A 22,142-nucleotide genomic window follows, 5' to 3' on the forward strand; every position below is an offset into this window, starting at 1 on the left:
ACAGCATTTAAATTTCAGATATTTTTTAGCAAATAGAACCTATCTACTTAGCTAGCAAATTATCCAACTTTTTAATAAAGCCATGAATCCGCGCCGCATTTTTAATCAAATCGCCGCCACCAATCCGCGACTTACTACGTATATCGACTAAACGTTCATTCTCGCTATCCGTGATACGGACGACGACGTCGTCTATAAAACCGAACCAAGCAGTGGTATCCGTCGCTTCTATAATACCTTTGTCTGCATCAATATTGACCAGCTCCCAGCCAAGTTCTCAATGGCTTGTGTGCTTGCCGCAACCAATTCAGGTTGCGTTTGGTCATAGCGTAATGTCTGTAATTCAGGATAACCGATACGCTGTTGCTCTGCGGTCTCGATACCATCGTAAGCGACTGGATTGGGTGCATCAGCGCGTAGTGGAGCAATGGCGACAAATGCAGGTGGGTTCATCAAGTCGGTAGAAATATCATGGATGGGCGGTACGTTTTTGGCGGTATTCATCATGCTTAAAGGGATAGCAATGGCAGTGATGGCAAGCACTGCCGAGATTAACGCGCTACCAATACTCGCCTTGTTTCGTTTAAACAATAGCTGTATGGCTAGTAGTATCAATGCCGCGATACCAGCAAATACCCCAAATTTAAACCCTGTAAATGCAGTCGCTAAACCGATCATGACAAACTTATAAAGTGGCCCTGCGAGCACGACCAGTAAGACAGCAATCAAACTTATCAGACCAACGAATATTTTCATTGTGCTTCTTCTCTGTGATTGAGTACTAACTCATTGCTGCGCAAACCAATTCTTTGTTGCTTATTTCAATAGCCAAACCTGCTCTGTCACTTTTAGGTCAGGCATGGAGCCAATAGAGCTAGGCTCGCTTGCTAGCTGAAAGATCTGATAGTGGCTGCCATAATACTGCTGCACTTGCTCATGATTGATAGAGAACGGCGGCCCATCTTTTTTACTTTGATCGTAATTAAGCGTTATTAGCAATTGTGGCGCATTGTCGCTAACTTTACGTATCTGTTCGCTATAGTCGGGACGCATATCAGCTGGCAGAGCAATCAAAGCTGCTTTGTCATATATCGCATCGATAGTACCTAGATCTGTAGAGGTCAAGGCAAAGATATCAGCAGCCCAGAGTGTAATAGTTCGCTGCTCATCACCATCTACCAGCTGACCTTGGTAGCATTTAATATCTGGATTTTCTACATGCTGAGAGACAATAGGTTGGATATTTTGTTCAGCAAAGAATGCTTGTACGGCTGTCTCAACCAACTCAACGCCCACCACATCATACCCTTGTGCCACGAGCCAAATCATATCGATAGATTTTCCACAAAGAGGCACAAAGATGCGACTACCCGTGGATAAGTCTAATTGGTCAAAGTAATTGACTAATAACGGATTAACAGCTGACTGATTAAATCCGATACGCTTTTCTTGCCAGCGTTTGTGCCAAAATTCGGGATTCATAATTTACGCCTATCTATAGGTATTTGTTGATATCTTTATAATAACGTCTTATTTGAAAATGCTGAACACAATAAAAAGCCAAACACCTATTTTATAAGCATTTGGCTGTTAGCAAGCAGGATTTGTTAATCAATCGTTTAGCTCGTCATATATTGACTAAATTCTTTACGCAATTTAGCAAGCTTTGGTGGTATGGCAAAATTGCAATAAGCCTGTCCTGGATTTCTGTTAAAGAAGTCTTGATGCGCCTCTTCTGCGCGGTAAAATTCAACAGCAGGGTGTACTTCTGTGACGACATTGATGCCCATATCACGCAGCTTATTAATGGTGCGATCAACCGTTGGTTTTTGATCTTCCTCGGTATAAAAGACCACGCTGCGATACTGACTGCCAACGTCATTGCCTTGACGATCCATCGTTGTGGGATCATGCGTGGCAAAAAATACGTCGAGGATGACTTCCAACGGTACGACAGAGTCATCAAACTCGACTTTGATGACTTCGACGTGTCCAGTGTCACCACCGCATACGGCTTCATAATTGGCTGATACTGCATCGCCGCCCATATAGCCTGAAACGACAGACTGCACGCCTTTTACGGATAAAAAGACAGACTCGGTGCACCAAAAGCAGCCACCGCCTAATACGATTGTTTGCATAATTTTTTCCTATTTTTATAAATATAAAATCATCGTTGTTTGCCTAGGTGTTATCTATCAAACAATGTCGTTTAGCTTAGCAGGGCATCTGGTGGCGATAAGTAACAAACAGTAATGTTATAATGGGCTTTTGCTACGTTGATTTGCTATCGATAAATAGCGCGAGCAAAACTGCCAAGTACTTTCTTATTTACGTTCTATTATCACAGAATACGAGTCGCCCCATGAGCCAATCCCAGCCTGCCATTATCAAACATGATACCCTTTTTGATAAACCGTTTACCACGCCATTAGATAAAGCGGCGCGTTTTTCTTTTGATGAGCAAGTGGTGGCTTGTTTCCCCGATATGATTCGCCGTAGCGTACCCGGTTATGGTCAGGTATTGGCCATGCTGCCCATATTTGCCCGTCGTCACTGCAAGTATCGTCAGCAAAGTGATAATGGTCAGCGCGTTAGCCGTGTTTATGACTTGGGCTGCTCGCTTGGTGCCGCCAGTATGACGCTGGCTGGTGAGTTTGATCCGCAAGATTTGCAGATTAAGGCGATTGATATCTCCCCCGCGATGACGACCGAAGCCACGACGTTATTGAGTGACAATTATCCTGAGCACGATATCGAAGTCATTACTGCAGACATTCGCGACGTTGAGCTTGAGCCATGCGACATGGTGATTTTAAACCTAACGCTACAGTTTTTACCAGCAGCCGATAGAGTCGAAGTATTAGAAAAAATTTATGCGGCCTTGAGCGAAGGCGGCATACTGGTATTAACCGAAAAAACTCATGCCTTTGATGAGCAGTATGATGCGTGGTTGGTTGAGCGTTATTATGATTTTAAACGTGCCAATGGCTATACCGAAATGGAAATCAGTGGCAAACGTAATGCATTAGAAAACGTGCTAATTACCGATACGCTAGATGAGCATCATGCACGGTTAGATCAGGTTGGCTTTAAACGTCATCTGACGTGGTTTCAGTTTTTAAATTTTGTCTCTATTGTGGCGTTTAAATAATCCTTACTTTTAACACAGTTATTTCTTAATCATTACGGTAATCTGCTTCTATGCTAAACGACACCATCACGCACGCCGAACGCGAACTATATTTAACCCTATTAGAGCTGGCTCAGCAGCAGCCGAGCGCTTATGAGTGGCTGACGCGACTGCCAACATGGTTAAATGACATCAAGGACAAAGCTAACTACGCACATGCGCCTGCTTATCAAGCGTCAGTCGCTCGTTTACCACAATTGGCTGTCAATCACGTCGATCTCAACAGCGATATATTGACGATTGAGGCAAGTCTAAATGAGTCTCAGCGCAAACAAACAACGGCGTTATTAAAGCAGTTGATGCCGTGGCGTAAAGGCCCATTTCAGATTGGCGGTCAAATCGGCGATGATGAGTCAGGTATTAAGATCGATACCGAGTGGCATAGTGATTGGAAATGGCAACGTGTTGCGCCGCATTTAAGTAGGCTTGATGGTCGGCGTGTATTGGATGTGGGCGGAGGTTCTGGCTATCACGGTTGGCGTATGGCAGGGGCTGGCGCGGACACGGTCATTATTATTGATCCGTCATGCTTGTTTTACCATCAGTTTATGGCGATTCGTCATTTTGTCGGTAGCGCGGATGCCCATACTCATAATACAGGCCGTTACCGTACGCATTATATTCCTGTGCCGCTCGAGGCCTTGCCAGAGCATAGCCAACTGTTTGACACCGTATTTAGCATGGGTGTGCTCTATCATCGCCAGTCACCGTTCGAGCATTTACAACAGTTGAAAGGGCAGTTGGTCAAAGGCGGTGAGCTAGTGCTTGAGACGTTAGTTATCGAAGGCGATGCCAATACAGTCCTAGTACCGCACGACCGCTACGCGCAGATGAATAACGTGTATTTTTTACCATCGGTCGCCGCATTGATAGGCTGGCTAGAAAAAGCAGGTTTCTCAGAAGTGCGTTGTGTCGATGTGGCTGTCACCTCAATGAAGGAACAACGAAAAACCGAATGGATGACCTATCATTCGTTAGCAGACTTCTTAGATCCTAATGACTCAACTAAGACCATCGAAGGATATCCTGCACCCATGCGTGCGACTTTGATTGCGAAAAAGTAGCATTGATGGTGGTAGCTAACGTAAGGCAAGCATTATGAAGACATCAAAGACTTTTATTGTAGCTACCATCAGCTTGCTATCGCTACCTGCTCTCGCAGGATACGGGACATCATCCAAAGATTCAGGTTTTGTACAAGACGACTGGCAAGTGGTTTGTGATAATACGCGTACTTGCCGAGTGGCAGGCTACTCAAGTGACGCCTAAATAGATAAGCCTGCTTCAGTGCTATTCACCGTATCGCCAAAAGTAGCGCTGCCAAAGGCACAAATTCAGTTGGCATCAAAAGTATCCAAAGATAAGGCTGAGCTGTGGTTAAATAATAAAAACTATGGGACATTGCAGCCCGCTGGAAGTGACGCTGCATTATATGATCTATCTGCTAAGCAAACACAAGCAATTATCGATAAGGCTCGATAAGAAATATTTGGGATTTAATGACGAAAAATGACTGATTATATCAGCCATTTTTTGAAAGCGACTTCCATGACTATTTTAAGGATGAAACCAACAGAGCCTGCGCCAAGGGCCAAAAAGATCCAAAAGGTACCTGCGCGCCCAGCATCAGAAGTTTTAGAGATATCCCACATGATAAAGAATAAGAAAGCGATGAATATCGGCAGTAAGACGTACAAGCCCCAACTGGTGACCGTACTGGCAGCAATAGCAAACATAGCGTAATCCTATAGGGTAATAACGCGTCTTCTATGGCGTAAAAGCGTCATAGAAGCGCAATATAAACCATCATTATAACGTGTAAGCGGTTGGGTATAAACGACTGCCCAGTATCGGGCAACAGGAACGCTACAATTGACAAAGTCATTCGCTCATTGATTTTATATTATTTATACCAGATTTATTTTACTAAGCATCAGCAAACGAGCGAACAAAATTTATATTAATCCCAATTATCAATATTAGTTGTCATAACGGTAAGATTTTAGGGCTAATTTTGGCGCAAATGGTGCAATAAAGCGCAAAGATTGTTATATTTACAGATTACTTATCTTTTTGCATTATTTTATCCCTGCAATGTCGGTCGGCACTATAATAAGCAGTTATCGACTGCTCGCATTCGCACCGTTTTTGTTGTTTATTTAATTGAGTTCAAATCCCTATGTCACAAGCCCAAATTGATACGCTTGCATCCCTATTCAATGATGCCATTCAAACCCTACAAGCAGATGGTACGCTACCAAGCGACTGGCAGAACAACAGCCAAATCACGCGTACGAAAGATTTAAGCCACGGTGATTTTGCCAGCAATATCGCACTGACGGCGGCCAAAGCGGCCAAGGCCAATCCACGCCAACTTGCCGAAAAAATCGTCAATGCACTCCCTGAGAATCAAGACATTCGCCAAGTAGAAATCGCCGGTCCTGGGTTTATCAACGTATTTTTAAACTCAGAGGCTAAGTTTGCGGTATTGGACGATATTTTTACTCAGCAAGATCGTTTTGGTCTGAGTAATCAGTTTGATGGTCAAAAGGTACAAGTCGAGTTTGTCTCTGCCAATCCGACCTCAAGCCTGCATGTCGGTCACGGACGCGGTGCAGCGTTTGGTATGAGCGTATCAAACTTGCTAGAAGCCATCGGTTACGACGTCACTCGCGAGTATTATGTCAATGATGCGGGTCGTCAGATGGATATTTTGGCGACCAGTACCTATTTGCGTTATTTAGAATTGCATGGCGAAAAGGTCACTTTCCCAGTCAATGCCTATCAAGGCGACTACGTTCGCGATATCGCACAGACATTAAAAACGCAACATGGTGACAGCTACGTACACGAGTTTGCACAAGTTGCCAAAGACGTACCAGAAGACGCAAAGTTTGAGATCAATGCTGACGGTGAGAAAACCTTAGTGTCTGGTGATAAAGAAGCGCATATTGATGGTTTGATTGCGGGTAGCAAAGCCTTGCTTGGTGATAGCTACGCGCTATTTTTGAATGCGGCATTGAGCAGTATTTTGGCCGATATCAAAGACGATTTAAACGACTTTGGTGTGAGCTACGAGTGCTGGTTCAGTGAAAGATCGATTGATAGCGAGATTGAGCCTGTCCTACAAATACTCGATGACAAAGGTTACTTGTACGAAAAAGACGGCAACATCTGGTTCAAATCGACCGATTTTGGTGATGAAAAAGACCGCGTGGTTCGCCGTGCTAATGGTCAGTCGACGTATTTTGCCTCGGATATTGCTTATCATAAAAACAAGTTTGATCGCGGTTTTGACAAAGTGATTAACGTTTGGGGCGCCGACCACCATGGTTATGTGCCACGCGTAAAAGCGGCGCTGCTCGCGCTGGGGATTGATGCTGAACGTCTTGATGTTGTATTGGTACAGTTTGTGGCATTGTGGCGCGGCAGTGAAAAAGTACAAATGTCTTCACGCTCAGGTCAGTTCGTTACTTTGCGTGATTTACGTGCAGAAGTCGGCAATGATGCGGCGCGTTTTTACTATGTCGCGCGTAAGCCTGAAGTACACATTGACTTTGATTTGGAGCTTGCCAAATCACAAAGTAAAGACAATCAAGTGTATTATATTCAGTATGCGCATGCGCGCGTTTGCCGTGTATTAGAAAAACTGGCAACCTACGATTTGCCAGTAGATGATGCTGTTGGTTTGGCACATCAAGATTTGCTTAATGCGCCCAATGAAGATGAGCTAATCAAGCTATTGGCAGGTTATCCAGCGACACTATTACGTGCAGCGACTGGCTACGAGCCGCATGTCTTGACTAACTACTTAAAAGAGCTTGCTGCATTGTTCCATGGTTGGTATGACACCAATCGCATTTTGCCTGTCAGTCTCACGACAGGTGAAACACCAAGCTCAGATGAGATGGCATTGATGCAAGCACGTTTGCGCTTGTCCAAAGCAGTTAGACAGGTCTTGGCGAACGGCCTTGGTCTGCTTGGTTTGTCAGCACCTTCTGCTATGTAGTCATTTTCTAACATGTGACATGAGTATAGACAGCCAATAGCATTAATTCGATGATGACCGTTAAATTCAGTAGGGAGAACGAGATCCATGCTAGCCAAAAAACCGAAAGGCGCAACAGAAAAGCGCAAATCAAGTAGCGTATCGGGCTTATTGTGGATGTTTGTTGGGGCGGTATTGACCCTTATGATCGGGGTATTTATCTACCTTTCACCATTATTCAACTTTAGTCCCGCTGATGGTAGCGCCGAGAACGATCCTGACAGGCAGGTGCAGCCGCGCGTAGATACTGATACCGATAATGGCGATTATGAATTCTACGATATTTTGCCCAATCAAGAGATGGCAACCATTCCTGATGAAGATATCGCTGAGATTGATAACGATCAGATAGGAGATATTGGCGCGTTTGAGCCGGATGTCGTCGTGACCCAGCCGGATAGTACGGCAGCTAATGGTATAGATAATGCTGGTAGCTTTGGTAATGTGGAAAGTCCTGCAGGCGAGACCAGTGGCGGTAGTAATACTGCTGCGGGCGACGATATTGTTGTTGTTGAAGAGGACGCAACTTATGATGGCACGCCACCTGCTAACACCAGCAACTCTGCGACCCGTAACAACAATGCAGGAGCAGGTACGGCAAGTATTCAAGCGGCCAAACCTGCTGCGACCTATATTTTGCAGATCAATAGCTTTAGTGATGCAGATGAAGCAGATCGTCGCCGCGCCCAAGTATTGATGGCAGGCGTGGATGCCAGAGTAGTCAAAAATACGACAGGCAATGGCTTACCTATCTATCAGGTAATCTCACGTCCGTTAAGTAACCGTCAGGCAGTGACAACAGCACAGCAGCGCCTACAAAATAACGGTATTGACTCTATTATCGTTGAACAGCGTCGTTAGTCCAAGCGCTATATGTAATAATCGGTATATATAAGAAGTATTTGTGATCATAAAAAAGCGTCGTCATGACGCTTTTTTTATCTCTTTAATTTATTAAGCACTCTATTATCTTTTCTCCTTAATCAAAATATTCATAAAGAGTATGGTTATGACAGCATCTCCCTCAGCAGTACCGCAAGCAGGCGTTATCAAAGCATTCTTTCAAAAGTACTTTATCGATGCCTTTACGGGCATGGCGTTAGGGCTATTTGTCACACTAATTGCTGGCTTGATTATCTCGCAAATCGGTGGCTGGTTGAATTTGCCCGCATTAATCGCCGTGGGTAAGCTTGCGTCAATATTGATGGGGGCGGGCATTGGGGTAGGTATCGCTTATTATTTAAAAGCGCCAACACTCGTGATGCTTAGCTGCCTTGTAGCAGGTATGTTGGGTGCGCATTCTGAAGCACTAATGGCAGGAACGCTATTCATACCACAAGAGGGTGGCCCTGCGACCTTTGTAGCACTGCCAGGCAACCCAATCGGCGCTTATCTGACGTCTGTATTCGCTTATCGCGCTGGTACGTGGATCGCAGGCAAGACCAAGCTCGATATTTTATTAGTGCCCTTAGCAGTGTGTGGTATCGCGCTATTGGTCTGTGCGCTGCTCAATCCGCCTGTTGTTGCGGCAGTTAATGCGATTGGGCAAGGGATTCACGCGGCAACTGAGCTACAGCCATTGCTGATGGGTATCGTGATTGCAGTCGTCGTTGGTATCTTATTGACGCTACCGACATCGAGCGCTGCCATTTGTATTGCGATTGGCCTTGGGGGTTTGGCGGGCGGTGCCGCAGTTGTTGGCTGTGCCGCGCATATGATTGGTTTTGCCGTGGCCAGTTTTAAGGATAATGGATTCAGTGGCGTGATATCTCAAGGATTGGGAACCAGCATGCTGCAAATCCCTAATGTGCTAAAAAAACCTATCGTTTTGTTGCCTGCCGTTATTGCGAGCGCGATCGTTGGCCCTATCGCGACTGTCGGATTTGGCTTGGCTTGTACGGCGACAGGGGCGGGCATGGGTACCGCTGGTCTGGTTGGTGTGTTCGGCGTTATTGAAGCATCACAAGAAATCATGAGTACGACCCAATTATGGACAGCGATTGTCCTTCTGATGTTTGTATTGCCTGCAGTGATTGCAGGTTTGGTCGCTTACATCATGCGCCGTATGGGCTGGCTAGTCGCTGGTGATATGAAGCTGCCCTAAAAACGGTTAAAAATTTGTATTCGTGACCATACAACAAAAAAGCCCTGCTGTTCAAAAACAGTAGGGCTTTTTTATTTAAGGAGCGTCAGTTAGTTATGGTGCGGTACTTGTTTTATCACTACGCTTGTTATTGCGTCTTGGTTTTAGTTTACGCGATAACTGAGTGATGTCGTTTATAACTTCACTATAATGTGATGGGAATACCCGCTGAATGGCATCAACCATTTTGGCATCATTCCCAATTAAGCAGCGCTGCTGATTGGTCGCAGCGGCATGTAAAATAATCCAAGCTGCTTCGCTGGCATCAAATTTCAACAGTTTATTAAAGCTTTTAATGGCTTTATCACCAGTAGGCATACCGACCGTACTGGTACTATCATTGCCACGTGCGCTATTGGCAATATTGGTTTTGATACCGCCTGGATGGATACAGGTCGCTGATACACCGCAATTCTGAATGTTAAGCTCTTGACGCAGGCTTTCTGTAAAGCCGCGTACCGCAAACTTACTGGCATTATAAGCAGAATATGAAGGCTGAGCGGTCAAACCAAACAAGCTGGAGATATTGATCACATGACCATGTTCTTTAAACTGGCGGGGTTGATCGTTTTGATTATCACTCGTCACCTCGCTTTGTTTGACACTGTTTTTGATCAGTGGCAAAAAGGCCTTGGTGCCATATACCACGCCCCAAAAGTTGATATCCATCACCCATTCTAGCTCCTCTAAACTACTACCTTCGACCGTCGAGTAGAGCGCCACGCCGGCATTATTGAACACAAAGTTCACTTTGCCGTGGTCGGCGACTACGCTATCCGCCCAGTTATAAACGGCATCTTTGTCCGCAACATCAAGGACACTAATAGTGCTTTTAACATCATAACCTTCGAGCAGTTTTTGCGTTTCAGCGAGCGGCTCTGCACCGATATCTGAGAGCGCCACCTCACAGCCCATTTTGGCCAAATGGATAGCAAGCGCGCGGCCCATACCCGAGCCTGCACCAGTAATCGCGGCGACGTGACCTCTATAAAAGTCGCTGATATCTTCGCTTTGCGTGCTATTGGAGGCATGAGGTTGTAAGGAGTCAGGCAAATGCTGGCGTAGGGCCGCGGTCATAGAGTTCAACATGAGTAACAATCCTTTGTAATGATGAGAGTAATAATAAAAGTAATGAGGTATTAAGTACGAGCGTTAAATAGATAAAATAACACGTTAAATACAAACGAACATGATATGAGCTTATCACGACTTAGGCTTGCAATTGAAACCCATCAGTATACGCAGCTGTCATCTTTTAGCATAAAAAAAGGTGCCTAGCATACATAATGCTAGACACCTTTGTATTATTTAATAAGCCTATAACTGCCAACAATAAAGAGCTAGGCAATTTTAGGGATTTTGCCTTCGTTGATGACGGTATCATCGACAGTGACTGACTTAGCATTTTCCATCGATGGTAGCTCATACATAGTTTCTAGCAAGGCGTTTTCGACGATAGAACGTAGCCCACGCGCCCCTGTTTTGCGCTCCATGGCTTTTTTGGCAATGGCATCAAGCGCCTTTTCGGTAAAGGTGATCTTAGCGCCTTCCATATCGAAGAGATACTCGTATTGCTTCACCAAAGCGTTCTTAGGCTCGGTCAATATCTGGATGAGCGCATTTTCGTCGAGCTCTTCTAATGCGGCTAATACCGGCAAACGGCCAATCAGCTCTGGGATCAGGCCAAACTTAATCAAATCCTCTGGCTCGACAAGCTGTAGTAAGTCTGAGCTGCGGCGGCTATCGTCTTTTGAGCTGACATCAGCATTGAAACCGATACCGCCTTTTTCAGTGCGCTGCTGGATGACTTTATCGAGACCAGCAAAAGCACCACCTACGATAATCAAGATATTACTGGTATCGACTTGGATCAGCTCTTGCTGTGGATGCTTGCGACCACCATGCGGCGGAATAGCAGCAACTGTGCCTTCGATGAGCTTGAGCAGTGCTTGCTGAACGCCTTCGCCTGAGACATCACGAGTGATCGATAGGTTCTCACCTTTTTTACTGATTTTGTCGATCTCATCGATATAGATGATACCTTGTTCGGCTTTGCTGACATCATAATCAGAAGCTTGCAGTAGTTTTTGTACGATGTTTTCGACATCTTCACCGACATACCCTGCTTCGGTCAAGGTGGTGGCATCGGCCATTGCAAATGGCACATCAAGCAGACGAGCCAAGGTTTGCGCCAGCAAGGTCTTACCAGAACCCGTTGGGCCAATCAGCAAAATGTTACTTTTTGCCAATTCTACCATCGCGTCATCAGCACCGATTTTGGCTTTTTTGCTGTTATTGGCAAGTGTCTGGCTGACTTTTAGACGTTTGTAATGGTTATATACCGCGACCGATAACGCTTTTTTGGCAGCGTCCTGACCGATGACATACTCATCAAGCTTGGCACGCAGCTCTTTTGGGGTAGGTAGCTTTTTGTTGACCCATGAGGTATCTACGTCGCTGTCGTCATCGCTGTGTTCTGCACTGTCTGCGATTAGATCAGTACATAGCTCGATACATTCATTGCAGATATTGGCGTCATCAGCAGCAATCAGCTGCTGTACATCACTTTTGGCTTTACCACAAAACGAACAATGCGGGGTGTTATCTTCTGCCATAAAAGGCGCTCCTAAAGTTTAAAACTGGTTAGTCTATTTGCGACATATCGATGGTTGTATTGGTTGAACGCTCATACCTGCTTACGATCTATCAGGTATGAGCGGCATATTGATTTACCATACAAACAGACTATAACTATTCTTATGATGGCGCACTCGTTTGAGAGGCGTAGCGCTTATTTGAGATTACAAAGATTCAGGACGGCGCTCTAATACTTCATCAACCAAACCGTACTCTTTGGCTTCCTCAGCATCTAACCAAAAATCGCGCTCGACGTCTTTTTCGATTTTTTCGAGTGGCTGGCCGGTGCGCTCAGCCAAAATGCGGTTTAGGCGATCACGGATTTTGAGGATTTCACGAGCATTAATCTCGATATCAGTCGCTTGGCCTTGCGCGCCGCCTGATGGCTGGTGAATCATCACGCGAGCATTGGCGAGTGAGTAGCGCTTGCCTTTTTGACCCGCGGCCAACAAGAATGAGCCCATGCTATAAGCACCGCCCATACAGATGGTGGATACTTCAGGTTTGATAAAGTTCATGGTATCAAAGATTGCCAAGCCTGCACTTACTGAGCCACCTGGTGAATTGATATACAAATGAATGTCTTTGTCAGGGTTTTCAGCTTCTAGAAATAGCAGCTGTGCGACGATTAGATTGGCCATATGGTCTTCGACTTGGCCTGTCAAAAAGATCACACGCTCACGCAATAGGCGTGAAAAAATATCAAACGAGCGTTCACCGCGTGAAGACTGCTCAACCACCATTGGTACTAGCGCCGCTTGGGTGGTTTGTACTTCTTTGTGAGCGCTCATTAGCATATCAAAATGTGGGTTAGCAGTGATGCGTTCATAATCTGTCATAGAAAAGTCCTATCGATAAAGGGATAAAATAAAAAACAGTTAAAATGGTTTTATTGTCTGGTATGTTTTGTGCTAATGGGTAGTTTATAGGGGGACTACGCCCACTATTCAAGCCTATAAAACCCGTTTGTACATAAAATAGGTGAAAAAGTGAGTCCGCTATATTTTTATATATAAGTTGAAAGAATATCCAAAAAAGGCAGATTCTATCTGCAAATCAGGCGTATCCCACAGAAACTTACCCCGATATGGATATCATAGAGCAGTGTCTCACCATACTTTTAACATAGAATACCTGATTAACTGCCTTGCAATCTACCTATCTTACTATTCAATTGTGCAAATGTGGGTTGTCAAAAGAATCCTTAAGCGCATTTACTCATAGTTATTCTTATAAGTAGAAAGTGCGGCCTGACATAGTGTGTTAATAGTCCAAGTTTGAATGCTAAAAAATGGTGCATATTAACGAAAAACGCCACAATTTGGTGCAAACCGTTATTTATCTAATAGTTATCAGCGGTAAAAGGCTGATTAAAAAATAGCTAAACCAGCTTTGTCATGTTAGTAAGAAAAAATATACAGTCAAAACCAAAGTAAAATCATTATGTTGGGTGTGATGGTGGAGTGTATGTAAGAGTGTTTGCATATGAGTTGGCATAATGCTTGTATAGACAGTGAAATTAACTGACTTTTTGGTCAGGAACCAGATTACTAGATTGTATTTAATGAGTAAAATGAGCAAATGAGTATATAAAATGAGTTGGGCTTCTTCTTTAACATTGAGTTTTGACACTGTTAAGCGCACAGATATTGCCAAAATTGCGGCTGCTACCGCTAAGACGCGGCTATCTCATCGTGAGCACACGGGCGCGCTTATGGTACAGCGTGCCCTATATCCTGAGCCACGTGGGCAGCAAGGCATTTGTCATATATTGATGTTATATCCGCCAGCAGGTATCGCAGGCGGTGATACGCTGACGATAGAGTTGCATTTAGACAATGGCAGCCATGCTGTTATCACTACACCAGGGGCTGGCAAGTGGTATGGTAATGACGGTGTCAGCCAAAAACATAAAGCTCGGTCGGACGACAACGACACGCACCAAAGTATGAGCCAAGACAAGATAGCTGCCTATGCAAGCCAACATCTGCAAGCCAAACTCGCCGCACATGTTCGCTTAGAATGGCTACCACAAGAGAGTATTATTTATAACGAAGCCAATATGCATGCAGTGAGCCGTTTTGATTTAGCTGACTCATCTAGCTTGCTGACTTGGGAGATTAGCGTATTTGGGCGGCAAGCATATGATGAGCAGTTCTTGCAAGGGCGTTATCATACTGGATTAAATATCTACCGAGAAGGTAAGGTTATCGTTGCTGAACGTGTCAAACAGGCTGCCCAAAGTCGCTGGTTTACATCGAGTCTAGGACTAGCAGATCAGCATATTTATGGGTCATTTTGGGCAGTGCCAAGTTTGAGCGATGTACATGACAACGCTGCACTGCCTGCCTCTGCCGCACAATCAGACGAGACAGCCTTAGCAACGATGAAGCAGGCCCTAGCTCGCTATTTAGACAATACCATCGTTGCATTACGCCATATGATTGCTGAGGCTAGATTACCGGTTTATTGTACTCATAACGGTCAAGCCATTAATATTCGGTATATCGGTTCAGATGTGCGCGGCTGTTTTGAAGCTTTTTATCAAATCAGAGAAGGCTTGCGACATCATTGGTGGCAGCTTGAGCCTTGCCGTCCGCGTATTTGGGACACCTAAGTCTACGGTTTTTCATAGCTAAGCCACACGACCTGATAATCTGCTATAACTTTTATAATAAATAAAATAAGGATTTGCCATGCATCTGACGCCAACAGAAAAAGACAAGCTCATGCTATTTACCGCTGGCATGGTGGCTGAGCGCCGCAAAAACCGCGGTGTTAAGCTCAATTACCCCGAAGCCATCGCTTATATCAGTATGCTGCTGATGGAAGGGGCTAGAGATGGCAAAAGAGTGGCTGAATTAATGAGTGAAGGGGCTACTTACCTGTCTGCCGATGATGTCATGGAAGGGGTGGCTGAGATGGTTGACGAGGTGCAAATTGAGGCGACCTTCCCTGATGGTACCAAATTGGTCACGGTACACAATCCCATCGTATAGTTCTGTCTATCACTAAATGATCACTCAAAAATAAGGCGGCTCCCATGCAAGCAGGCGAATATAACATCCAAGATGGTGACATTATCCTAAACCAAGGACGACAAGTACAGACCATCAGTGTGAGTAATACTGGCGATAGACCGATCCAAATCGGCTCGCACTATCACTTTTATGAAGTCAATGATGCGCTGAGCTTTGATAGAGAGCAGACCCGTGGGTATCGCCTAAATATCATCTCCGGCACGGCAGTTCGTTTTGAGCCGGGGCAGTCGCGAGAGGTAGAATTGGTGGCTTATGCGGGCAAGCAGGAAGTATATGGCTTTGCAGGTCGTGTCATGGGCGCGGTTCAACCAGATAAAACCGATGAAAAGCAACTGGAAACTTCGCAAAAGCGGGTGAGTCGGCAGATTTATGCAGAGCATTTTGGTCCTACCACAGGGGATAAAGTGCGTCTTGCCGACACTGAGCTTTGGCTACAAGTTGAGGCGGATTTGACCAGCCATAAAGATACTGCTGTTGACCAAGCGAATACGTCACAAAGTGATGAAGGTACTAGCCATACTACCGAGATTAAGGGTGAAGAAGTCAAATTTGGCGGCGGCAAAGTCATCCGTGATGGTATGGGTCAAGGGCAACTGCTGGGGGCTGAGGTTGCAGATACCGTGATTACCAATGCGCTGGTTGTAGATTATACGGGTATCTACAAAGCCGATATCGGTATCAAAAATGGCCGTATCAGCGCGATTGGTAAAGCGGGCAATCCTGATATCCAGCCTGCCATCGATATTCCGATTGGCGGCGCGACCGAAATCATCGCTGGTGAAGGCAAAATCCTCACCGCAGGCGGCGTCGATAGTCATATTCACTTTATCGCGCCTCAGCAGTGTGAGACGGCGCTGATGTCGGGGGTGACCACGATGCTAGGCGGTGGCACAGGCCCTGCCCAAGGTACGCTCGCGACTACTTGTACGCCGGGGGCATATCATATTGCCTCAATGCTACAATCTACCGATAGTATCCCTATGAATATTGGGCTATTGGGTAAAGGCAATGTGAGTGTGCCCACTCCAATTGCTGAACAAATCGAAGCGGGTGCCGTGGGGTTAAAGCTACATGAAGATTGGGGTACGACGCCGCAAGCTATTGATAATTGTCTGAGCGTTGCTGACGATTATGATGTGCAAGTTGCGATTCATACTGACACGTTAAATGAAAGTGGCTATCTTGAGAGTACACTAGGCGCATTTAAAAACCGCTGTATCCATACCTTTCATACCGAAGGCGCAGGCGGTGGCCATGCGCCTGATATTCTAAAGGCCATTGGCGAGTCGCATGTGCTGCCATCTTCCACCAATCCTACTAGGCCTTATACCGTCAATACTATTGACGAGCACCTCGATATGCTCATGGTTTGTCATCATTTAAGCCCTGCTATCGCTGAGGACGTAGCATTTGCCGAAAGCCGCATTCGTCAAGAAACCATCGCGGCTGAAGACATCTTGCACGATTTGGGTGCTATCTCGATGATGAGTAGTGACTCACAAGCGATGGGGCGCGTGGGTGAAGTGGTCATTCGCACATGGCAGACGGCGCACAAAATGAAAGTTCAGCGTGGTCATCTGGCTCCAGATGCGACAGCACAAACAGAGCATCAAGCGCAGCATATTACTCTGACCGACTACGATCAAAGCGCGGACAATGATAACTTTCGCATCAAACGCTATATCGCAAAATATACGATAAATCCTGCGATTACGCATGGTATTAGCGATATGGTCGGCTCCATTGAAGTGGGTAAATGGGCGGATATGGTGCTGTGGTCGCCCAAGTTTTTTGGGGTAAAACCTGAATGCATCATCAAAGGCGGCCTGATCGCTGCGGTACCGATGGGCGATATCAACGCCTCTATTCCCACCCCTCAGCCTGTGCATTATCGTCCTATGTTTGCGTCGTATCCAAAGTCAGTCGCTCAAACCAGTATCACTTTTATGTCGCAAGCGGCGATAGACAAACAAGTCGATAAGCAGCTTGGACTGACCAAAGTGATTCAGCCTGTCCACGGGATACGTGAGATTCGCAAAAGCGATATGCGCCTCAACAGCTACTGCCCAGATATGGACATCAATCCTGAGACCTACGAAGTACGTGCCGATGGCAAAACGCTTACCTGTGAGCCTGCTGAGGTACTGCCCATGGCACAGCGTTATTTTTTATTCTGATTTTTATTTTAAGATTTAAAGACAAACGGCTAAAGGCTGTCTTAAAAAGCGTGTCACAGGCTTATAGAGAGCTGGTTTTGGCGTGATCTTCTCATTGATTGCTGACAGCCATTTTGGGCACTTTTATTATCAATACTATTATTCAATCATTTGAGCCACAGTAAACAGAGCATTATATTTATGAAAATATTTAATACCCGTCTCCCTACCTTAAGTGATATCCAACAAGCGCAATTGACTGCCCAGCGCCAAGCGGATGACTATCTGCTTTTGGACTTTGATACTCGTCAGCATTCGCGATTTCGAGCTGTGACAGTTTCAGGGGAGGCGGTCGGTATCGATTTGCCGCGTACTGGTGTCTTAAAAGGAGATGACGTCCTCACCAATGCCGCAGGGGAGTTAATGCAAGTTATTGCCAAGCCGCAAGCGGTGACCAAAGTGATGGCAGCCGATGATTTTTTATTAATGAAAGGCGCGTATCATTTGGGCAATCGCCATGTGCCGTTGATGTTTGAGCACAGTGCAGCAGGGTACGCGCTGTATTTTGAAAACGATCATGTACTGGCACAAATGCTAGAAAATCTTGGGCTGCATACTGAGTCTGCATCAGTGCCGTTTGAGCCTGAAACAGGCGCTTATCAGACAGGACACGGGCATTCGCATAGCCATTCTCACGCTCATACGCATTCGCATAATGACGCGCATAACCATGATGATGACCATGACAACAACCACAATCACAATCACAATCATAACCATGATGACAGCCACAGCCAACATAATGTGTCTATAGGTCATTCAAATGAGGGTTGATGGCAGTACTCAGCCTACTCAGTCTGTCCAACTTGGGCAGATGTTGATGCTGGCCTCTAGTAACTTGCCGATTGGTAGCTATACCTACTCGCAAGGCGTAGAGTCAGCGATTGAGTCAGGCATTATCTCTCATGAAGTCAGTACGCTTACCTTTATGCAAGACTATCTTGCGCTGGCTATCATTGGCTACGAGCTACCTATATTGGCACTGATCATGTGTGCGCTTGATCAAGGTCATGAAGCGCTAGCGGCAAATCTGGCACATGATTATCATGCAGGCCTTGAGAGTAAAGAGTTTATACTAGAGTCGCAGCAGTTGGCACAAGCAATGGTATCTTGGCTCAACGAGGTACTGAATCTTGGTATACCTGCTGAGATACCTGATGATGGTTATTTACCACTTTTTGCTCACATTGCCCAGCATTGGCAGCTGCCACTCATGCAGTCGATGACCACCTATGGATTTGCTCAATTGGAAAATATGGTGCTCGCTGCTGTCAAGACCGTACCACTCGGGCAAATGGCGGGTCAGCGTATCTTGTGGCAGCTGCAAAGTGATCTTGGCTCTGAAGTTGGAGCGCTGAGCGATAGCATACAGCAAGCCTTTGAGGATGTAATCACGTCATCAAAAGCGACCGACACGCTCAATATGAGTGAACATCAGGGTTGTCAAAAGCTGTGCGAAGACCTCTATGACAGGCTCAATATTTCTAATAGCTTGCCCAATTTGGCGATTCTCTCAAGTATGCATGAGGAGCAATACAGCCGGTTGTTCCGCTCATAACTGTACCTTTATCTCTATTTATCACTATTCCTATATGAAACATTTAAGGAGCTTACCATGTCTCTAACCCCGATCAAACCAAAAAGCACCCAATCTACACCTGACTCACATATTGATAATGACCAGTCAAATCCGCCTGCTTCTTTATCCTGCTTACGCCTCGGCATCGGCGGGCCAGTCGGTAGTGGTAAGACCGCTTTGACCCTAAAATTGTGTCAAAACTTGCGTGATACGATCAATATGGCAGTTGTCACCAATGATATTTATACCAAAGAAGATTCGCAGTTTTTGACACGCAATAATGCGATGCCCGCTGAACGTATTCGCGGCGTAGAAACGGGCGGCTGTCCGCATACTGCGATTCGTGAAGATGCGTCGATCAACCTGACGACCATTGCCGAGTTGCAAGAAACCTTTGAGGGCCTAGAATTGATTATCATTGAGTCGGGTGGTGACAATCTTGCCGCGACCTTTAGCCCAGAGCTGTCTGATTTGACCTTATATGTCATTGACGTCTCAGCGGGTGATAAGATACCTCGTAAAGGAGGCCCTGGTATCACCAAGTCAGATTTATTAATCATCAATAAAACGGATCTTGCCCCAATGGTTGGCGCATCGCTTGAGGTGATGGAGCGCGATGCCAAAAAAATGCGTGGCGATAAGCCTTTTGTCTTTAGCAATATGAAAACCGGTGATGGTCTGGATGAAATTATTGCCTTTATCAAAGAGCACGGTATGATGCTCGCTTAACCAATAGCCCCTCATCAATCATTAAAATATTCATCATAAGGAGTCAACCCCATGACACAACATACAAAAGAGCATCACAGTCATAAATCCCATTTTTCACAGGCTTTATCTTCTCGAAAAATAGCAGCGGCTTCAATGACGCTTGCAACCTTTACGATGGTACCGTCGTTGGCGCAGGCACATTCGGGTCATCTTCACTCGGCTACTATACAAGCGCCCTCGTTTTTGGGCACATTGCAAGCGGGACTGATGCATCCAGTGACTGGTCTTGATCATCTGTTTTTGGCAGTCGGTATGGGCATGTTGTTTTATGGACTACAAAAGCAGCGCCTAGGTATGATGTCACTGACAACTGGATTATCACTAGGGGCCGTTTTGGGCACTATTGGGGTGTTGGTTGGCGGTGTTGGATTTGTGGCATCATCTGGATGGATTGAGATTGCCATATCGCTATCAGTGGTCGTATTGGCTCTGATTTTGATGAGTGATAAGAGTCGACAAGAAGCTTTTTCAGCGCGTACGCAGCCAGCGCATACGCCAAGCATCCAGCAACTATCGTTGTTTGGTTTTGGTGGTTTGGCGGTCTTTCACGGATTGGCACATGCCCTTGAAGTACCAGCGAATGCTGGCGTAAGTGGTCAGTTGGGTTTTTATGCAGGGATGCTAGTGACGATGCTGGCGCTATATGCAGTTGGTACGTTGGTCAGCCAGCAGCTACAGCAGCGCCTAGGTGATAACTTATGGTTACAGCGTGGTCTGGTCGTACTTGGACTGGGTGCAGTGTTTGTACCTGCTCTAGTATAGGGTGTATTATTGCAAGACTTTGAGCGTAGTCTTAGCTGATACGTCTTGCGTAACGACCATGCTAGCGATTGGTTAATCAAAAAAGCCATTGAGCGTGCACAAAAAAATACGGCCCCGATCATCAATCGGGGCCGTATTTTTTGATATGTAGAACAAGCGTGCTGTGTGGTGTTATGGTTTAACAGCATACAGCGCTCAGTCTAGATTACATACCTTGCTGCTGTTGCTGCTGAGCCGCTAGCAAATCTTGGTAGCTGACTTCTTTGTCAGTCACTTTGCCTTGGCTGATCAAGTAATCTACTACTTGGTCTTCTAGTACCACAGACTCAATGTTAGCGCGTTGCTGCTTGTCATTGGTGTAGTACTCGATCACTTCCGCTGGATCTTCGTAGTTTTCAGCCGCTTCTTTGATGAAGGTTTCAACACGCTCTTGATCCACTTCTAGACCTTCGGTGTCGATAACACGGGCAACGATGATACCAAGACGGGCTGCACGTAGCGCTTGCTCTTCAAACAGCTCATTTGGCAGCATGTCTTTATCAAAGCTATCAGCGCTCGCACCAAACTGCTGAGAAAAACGTTGCATCATCATATTGCGTTGACGCTCGATTTCTTGCTCTAGCATGGCGCTTGGTACGTCAAACTCGTTCTTTTCTAGCAATGCATCAAAAGTCGCTTGCTTCACTTGGCTACGCGCGGCGTTCTTGATTTCGCGTTCCATATTTTTGCGCACATCTTCTTTTAGTTTGTCTACGCCGCCTTCAGTCACGCCAAATAGCTCAAGGAACTCTTCATCGATCTCAGGTAACTTAGGTTTTTCAACCAATTTTACGTTGATCTTGAACTGAGCTTCTTTACCTGCTAAGTTTTCGGCTTGATAATCTTCTGGGAAAGTCACATCGATAATTTTTTCTTCGCCAGCTTTCATGCCTTTGATACCGTCTTCAAAGCCTGGAATCATCTGGCCGCTACCGATGACTAGTTTGAAGTCTTCAGCGCTACCGCCTTCAAACTTCTCGCCGTCGATTGAACCTTCAAAGTCGAAAGTGACCTGAGTATCTTTAGTCGCTTTACCTTTTTTCTCAACGTACTCTTGACGCTGCTTTTGCAGGTTTTCGATCATGGTGTCGACGTCTTCGTCGCTGACGGTTGCCGTGTGACGCTCAACTTCGATTTCATCGATACCTTGTACGTCGATTTCTGGGAAGATTTCAACGGTGGCTTGATATACCAAGAAATCGTCTTCAAGTTTGACGTCGTCGATGTTTGGCATGCCAACCGCGCGGATGTCTTCAGATTTGATCGCTTCAAAGACCGTATCACGGATCACATCGTTGATCACTTCTTGCTGGATGCCCGCACCGTACTGTGAGCGGATGTGCGACATTGGCACTTTGCCTTTACGGAAACCGTCGATTTTAGCGGTTTTCGCCACTTGGCTGATGCGGCCTTCTACTTTGTTTTGAATTTTTTCAACGGGTACTTTAACCGTCAGCTGAGTCTCTTTATTAGATAGCTTGTTGGTTGTGACTTGCAAATCTGTAGCCATGTTCATTACACCTTTAGGATTAAGTAGTACGTTTGATTAATGAGATAGTACTTAGGGTTAAATGGTAATAGACAAACCGTGCCTCAAATTACGGGCGTGTACGACGGTTGCCGCTGGAATAAATAGGGGATAATGATAAGCCCGCCACTTCAAAATCAGCACCAGTAGCAATCGCCGCTGATACTAAAGGGTGACACTGTCGA

23 protein-coding genes are annotated in these 22,142 nt (G+C 45.7%); 14 read left to right on the top strand and 9 right to left on the bottom strand.

What is annotated here, in order from left to right:
• Window positions 1–43: 43 nt before the first annotated feature.
• The 4 genes from PSBA01_RS13275 to msrA all read right to left on the bottom strand — a co-directional run bounded on the left by PSBA01_RS13275 (window position 44) and on the right by msrA (window position 2,141).
• Window positions 44–262 carry a DUF1499 domain-containing protein gene (locus PSBA01_RS13275; protein WP_323970241.1) on the bottom strand — a complete coding sequence of 73 codons (219 nt, stop codon included), beginning with the start codon at window positions 260–262 and terminating at the stop codon, window positions 44–46.
• Window positions 229–756, bottom strand: a complete 528-nt coding sequence (locus PSBA01_RS06525) for a DUF1499 domain-containing protein (RefSeq protein ID WP_228724527.1) — start codon at window positions 754–756, stop codon at window positions 229–231. The genes PSBA01_RS13275 and PSBA01_RS06525 overlap by 34 nt, the downstream gene beginning before the upstream one ends.
• A gap of 60 nt (window positions 757–816) precedes the next feature.
• Window positions 817–1,482: a thiopurine S-methyltransferase gene (tmpT, locus tag PSBA01_RS06530; RefSeq protein WP_186473516.1), complete on the bottom strand. Its 666-nt coding sequence runs from the start codon at window positions 1,480–1,482 to the stop codon at window positions 817–819.
• A 137-nt stretch (window positions 1,483–1,619) separates the two neighbouring features.
• Window positions 1,620–2,141, bottom strand: a complete 522-nt coding sequence (msrA, locus tag PSBA01_RS06535) for a peptide-methionine (S)-S-oxide reductase MsrA (protein WP_093070446.1) — start codon at window positions 2,139–2,141, stop codon at window positions 1,620–1,622.
• 224 nt (window positions 2,142–2,365) lie between these two features.
• Between msrA and cmoA the strand changes: the two genes are divergently transcribed.
• From cmoA to PSBA01_RS06555, 4 genes are read left to right on the top strand one after another with little or no spacing between them, the layout of a single operon-like run.
• Window positions 2,366–3,154: a carboxy-S-adenosyl-L-methionine synthase CmoA gene (gene cmoA / locus PSBA01_RS06540; protein ID WP_186473517.1), complete on the top strand. Its 789-nt coding sequence runs from the start codon at window positions 2,366–2,368 to the stop codon at window positions 3,152–3,154.
• Window positions 3,155–3,204: 50 nt separating this feature from the next.
• Window positions 3,205–4,257, top strand: coding sequence for a tRNA 5-methoxyuridine(34)/uridine 5-oxyacetic acid(34) synthase CmoB (gene cmoB, locus PSBA01_RS06545; protein WP_071002873.1), 1,053 nt, complete (start codon window positions 3,205–3,207; stop codon window positions 4,255–4,257).
• Window positions 4,258–4,291: 34 nt separating this feature from the next.
• Window positions 4,292–4,462 carry a hypothetical protein gene (locus PSBA01_RS06550; protein ID WP_186473518.1) on the top strand — a complete coding sequence of 57 codons (171 nt, stop codon included), beginning with the start codon at window positions 4,292–4,294 and terminating at the stop codon, window positions 4,460–4,462.
• Between the two features lie 18 nt (window positions 4,463–4,480).
• Window positions 4,481–4,675 (top strand): hypothetical protein, encoded by a 195-nt coding sequence (locus PSBA01_RS06555; RefSeq protein WP_186473519.1) that lies wholly within the window; start codon window positions 4,481–4,483, stop codon window positions 4,673–4,675.
• 35 nt (window positions 4,676–4,710) lie between these two features.
• On the opposite strand, the gene PSBA01_RS06560 is transcribed toward PSBA01_RS06555, so the two are convergent.
• Window positions 4,711–4,929, bottom strand: a complete 219-nt coding sequence (locus tag PSBA01_RS06560; RefSeq protein ID WP_071002875.1) for a DUF2788 domain-containing protein — start codon at window positions 4,927–4,929, stop codon at window positions 4,711–4,713.
• Between the two features lie 443 nt (window positions 4,930–5,372).
• Here PSBA01_RS06560 and argS point away from each other — a divergent pair, with 443 nt between their 5' ends.
• From argS to PSBA01_RS06575, 3 genes are all read left to right on the top strand, one after another.
• A complete protein-coding gene (gene argS, locus PSBA01_RS06565; protein WP_186473520.1) occupies window positions 5,373–7,202 on the top strand; it encodes an arginine--tRNA ligase in 1,830 nt (609 codons plus the stop codon).
• A gap of 87 nt (window positions 7,203–7,289) precedes the next feature.
• On the top strand, window positions 7,290–8,102 hold the full coding sequence (locus PSBA01_RS06570; RefSeq protein ID WP_071002877.1) for an SPOR domain-containing protein: 813 nt from the start codon (window positions 7,290–7,292) through the stop codon (window positions 8,100–8,102).
• Window positions 8,103–8,250: 148 nt separating this feature from the next.
• Window positions 8,251–9,345: a PTS transporter subunit IIC gene (locus PSBA01_RS06575; protein WP_186473521.1), complete on the top strand. Its 1,095-nt coding sequence runs from the start codon at window positions 8,251–8,253 to the stop codon at window positions 9,343–9,345.
• Window positions 9,346–9,438: 93 nt separating this feature from the next.
• Here PSBA01_RS06575 and PSBA01_RS06580 read toward each other — a convergent pair whose 3' ends face one another.
• The 3 genes from PSBA01_RS06580 to clpP form a co-directional block, all read right to left on the bottom strand.
• Window positions 9,439–10,332, bottom strand: coding sequence for an SDR family NAD(P)-dependent oxidoreductase (locus PSBA01_RS06580; RefSeq protein ID WP_267448896.1), 894 nt, complete (start codon window positions 10,330–10,332; stop codon window positions 9,439–9,441).
• 392 nt (window positions 10,333–10,724) lie between these two features.
• Window positions 10,725–11,999, bottom strand: a complete 1,275-nt coding sequence (gene clpX, locus PSBA01_RS06585) for an ATP-dependent protease ATP-binding subunit ClpX (RefSeq protein ID WP_186473522.1) — start codon at window positions 11,997–11,999, stop codon at window positions 10,725–10,727.
• A 186-nt stretch (window positions 12,000–12,185) separates the two neighbouring features.
• Complete coding sequence (gene clpP, locus PSBA01_RS06590; protein ID WP_212564481.1) at window positions 12,186–12,812, bottom strand: ATP-dependent Clp endopeptidase proteolytic subunit ClpP; 627 nt, start codon at window positions 12,810–12,812, stop codon at window positions 12,186–12,188.
• 803 nt (window positions 12,813–13,615) lie between these two features.
• Between clpP and PSBA01_RS06595 the strand changes: the two genes are divergently transcribed.
• The 7 genes from PSBA01_RS06595 (at window position 13,616) to PSBA01_RS06625 (ending at window position 20,390) form a co-directional block, all read left to right on the top strand.
• On the top strand, window positions 13,616–14,638 hold the full coding sequence (locus tag PSBA01_RS06595) for an urease accessory protein UreD (protein WP_093070425.1): 1,023 nt from the start codon (window positions 13,616–13,618) through the stop codon (window positions 14,636–14,638).
• A 79-nt stretch (window positions 14,639–14,717) separates the two neighbouring features.
• A complete protein-coding gene (gene ureA, locus PSBA01_RS06600) occupies window positions 14,718–15,020 on the top strand; it encodes an urease subunit gamma (RefSeq protein WP_057761815.1) in 303 nt (100 codons plus the stop codon).
• A 44-nt stretch (window positions 15,021–15,064) separates the two neighbouring features.
• Complete coding sequence (gene ureC, locus PSBA01_RS06605; protein ID WP_186473523.1) at window positions 15,065–17,239, top strand: urease subunit alpha; 2,175 nt, start codon at window positions 15,065–15,067, stop codon at window positions 17,237–17,239.
• A gap of 180 nt (window positions 17,240–17,419) precedes the next feature.
• Window positions 17,420–18,052, top strand: a complete 633-nt coding sequence (ureE, locus tag PSBA01_RS06610; protein ID WP_186473524.1) for an urease accessory protein UreE — start codon at window positions 17,420–17,422, stop codon at window positions 18,050–18,052.
• Window positions 18,042–18,836: an urease accessory protein UreF gene (locus PSBA01_RS06615; protein WP_186473525.1), complete on the top strand. Its 795-nt coding sequence runs from the start codon at window positions 18,042–18,044 to the stop codon at window positions 18,834–18,836. The genes ureE and PSBA01_RS06615 overlap by 11 nt, the downstream gene beginning before the upstream one ends.
• Before the next feature lie 57 nt (window positions 18,837–18,893).
• Window positions 18,894–19,586: an urease accessory protein UreG gene (gene ureG, locus PSBA01_RS06620; RefSeq protein ID WP_186473526.1), complete on the top strand. Its 693-nt coding sequence runs from the start codon at window positions 18,894–18,896 to the stop codon at window positions 19,584–19,586.
• 51 nt (window positions 19,587–19,637) lie between these two features.
• Window positions 19,638–20,390, top strand: coding sequence for a HupE/UreJ family protein (locus PSBA01_RS06625; RefSeq protein WP_186473527.1), 753 nt, complete (start codon window positions 19,638–19,640; stop codon window positions 20,388–20,390).
• 205 nt (window positions 20,391–20,595) lie between these two features.
• On the opposite strand, the gene tig is transcribed toward PSBA01_RS06625, so the two are convergent.
• Window positions 20,596–21,939 carry a trigger factor gene (gene tig / locus PSBA01_RS06630; protein WP_186473528.1) on the bottom strand — a complete coding sequence of 448 codons (1,344 nt, stop codon included), beginning with the start codon at window positions 21,937–21,939 and terminating at the stop codon, window positions 20,596–20,598.
• Window positions 21,940–22,142 lie beyond the last annotated feature (203 nt).

The organism is Psychrobacter sp. KCTC 72983, assembly GCF_014280455.1.
GTDB classification, from domain to species: domain Bacteria; phylum Pseudomonadota; class Gammaproteobacteria; order Pseudomonadales; family Moraxellaceae; genus Psychrobacter; species Psychrobacter pacificensis.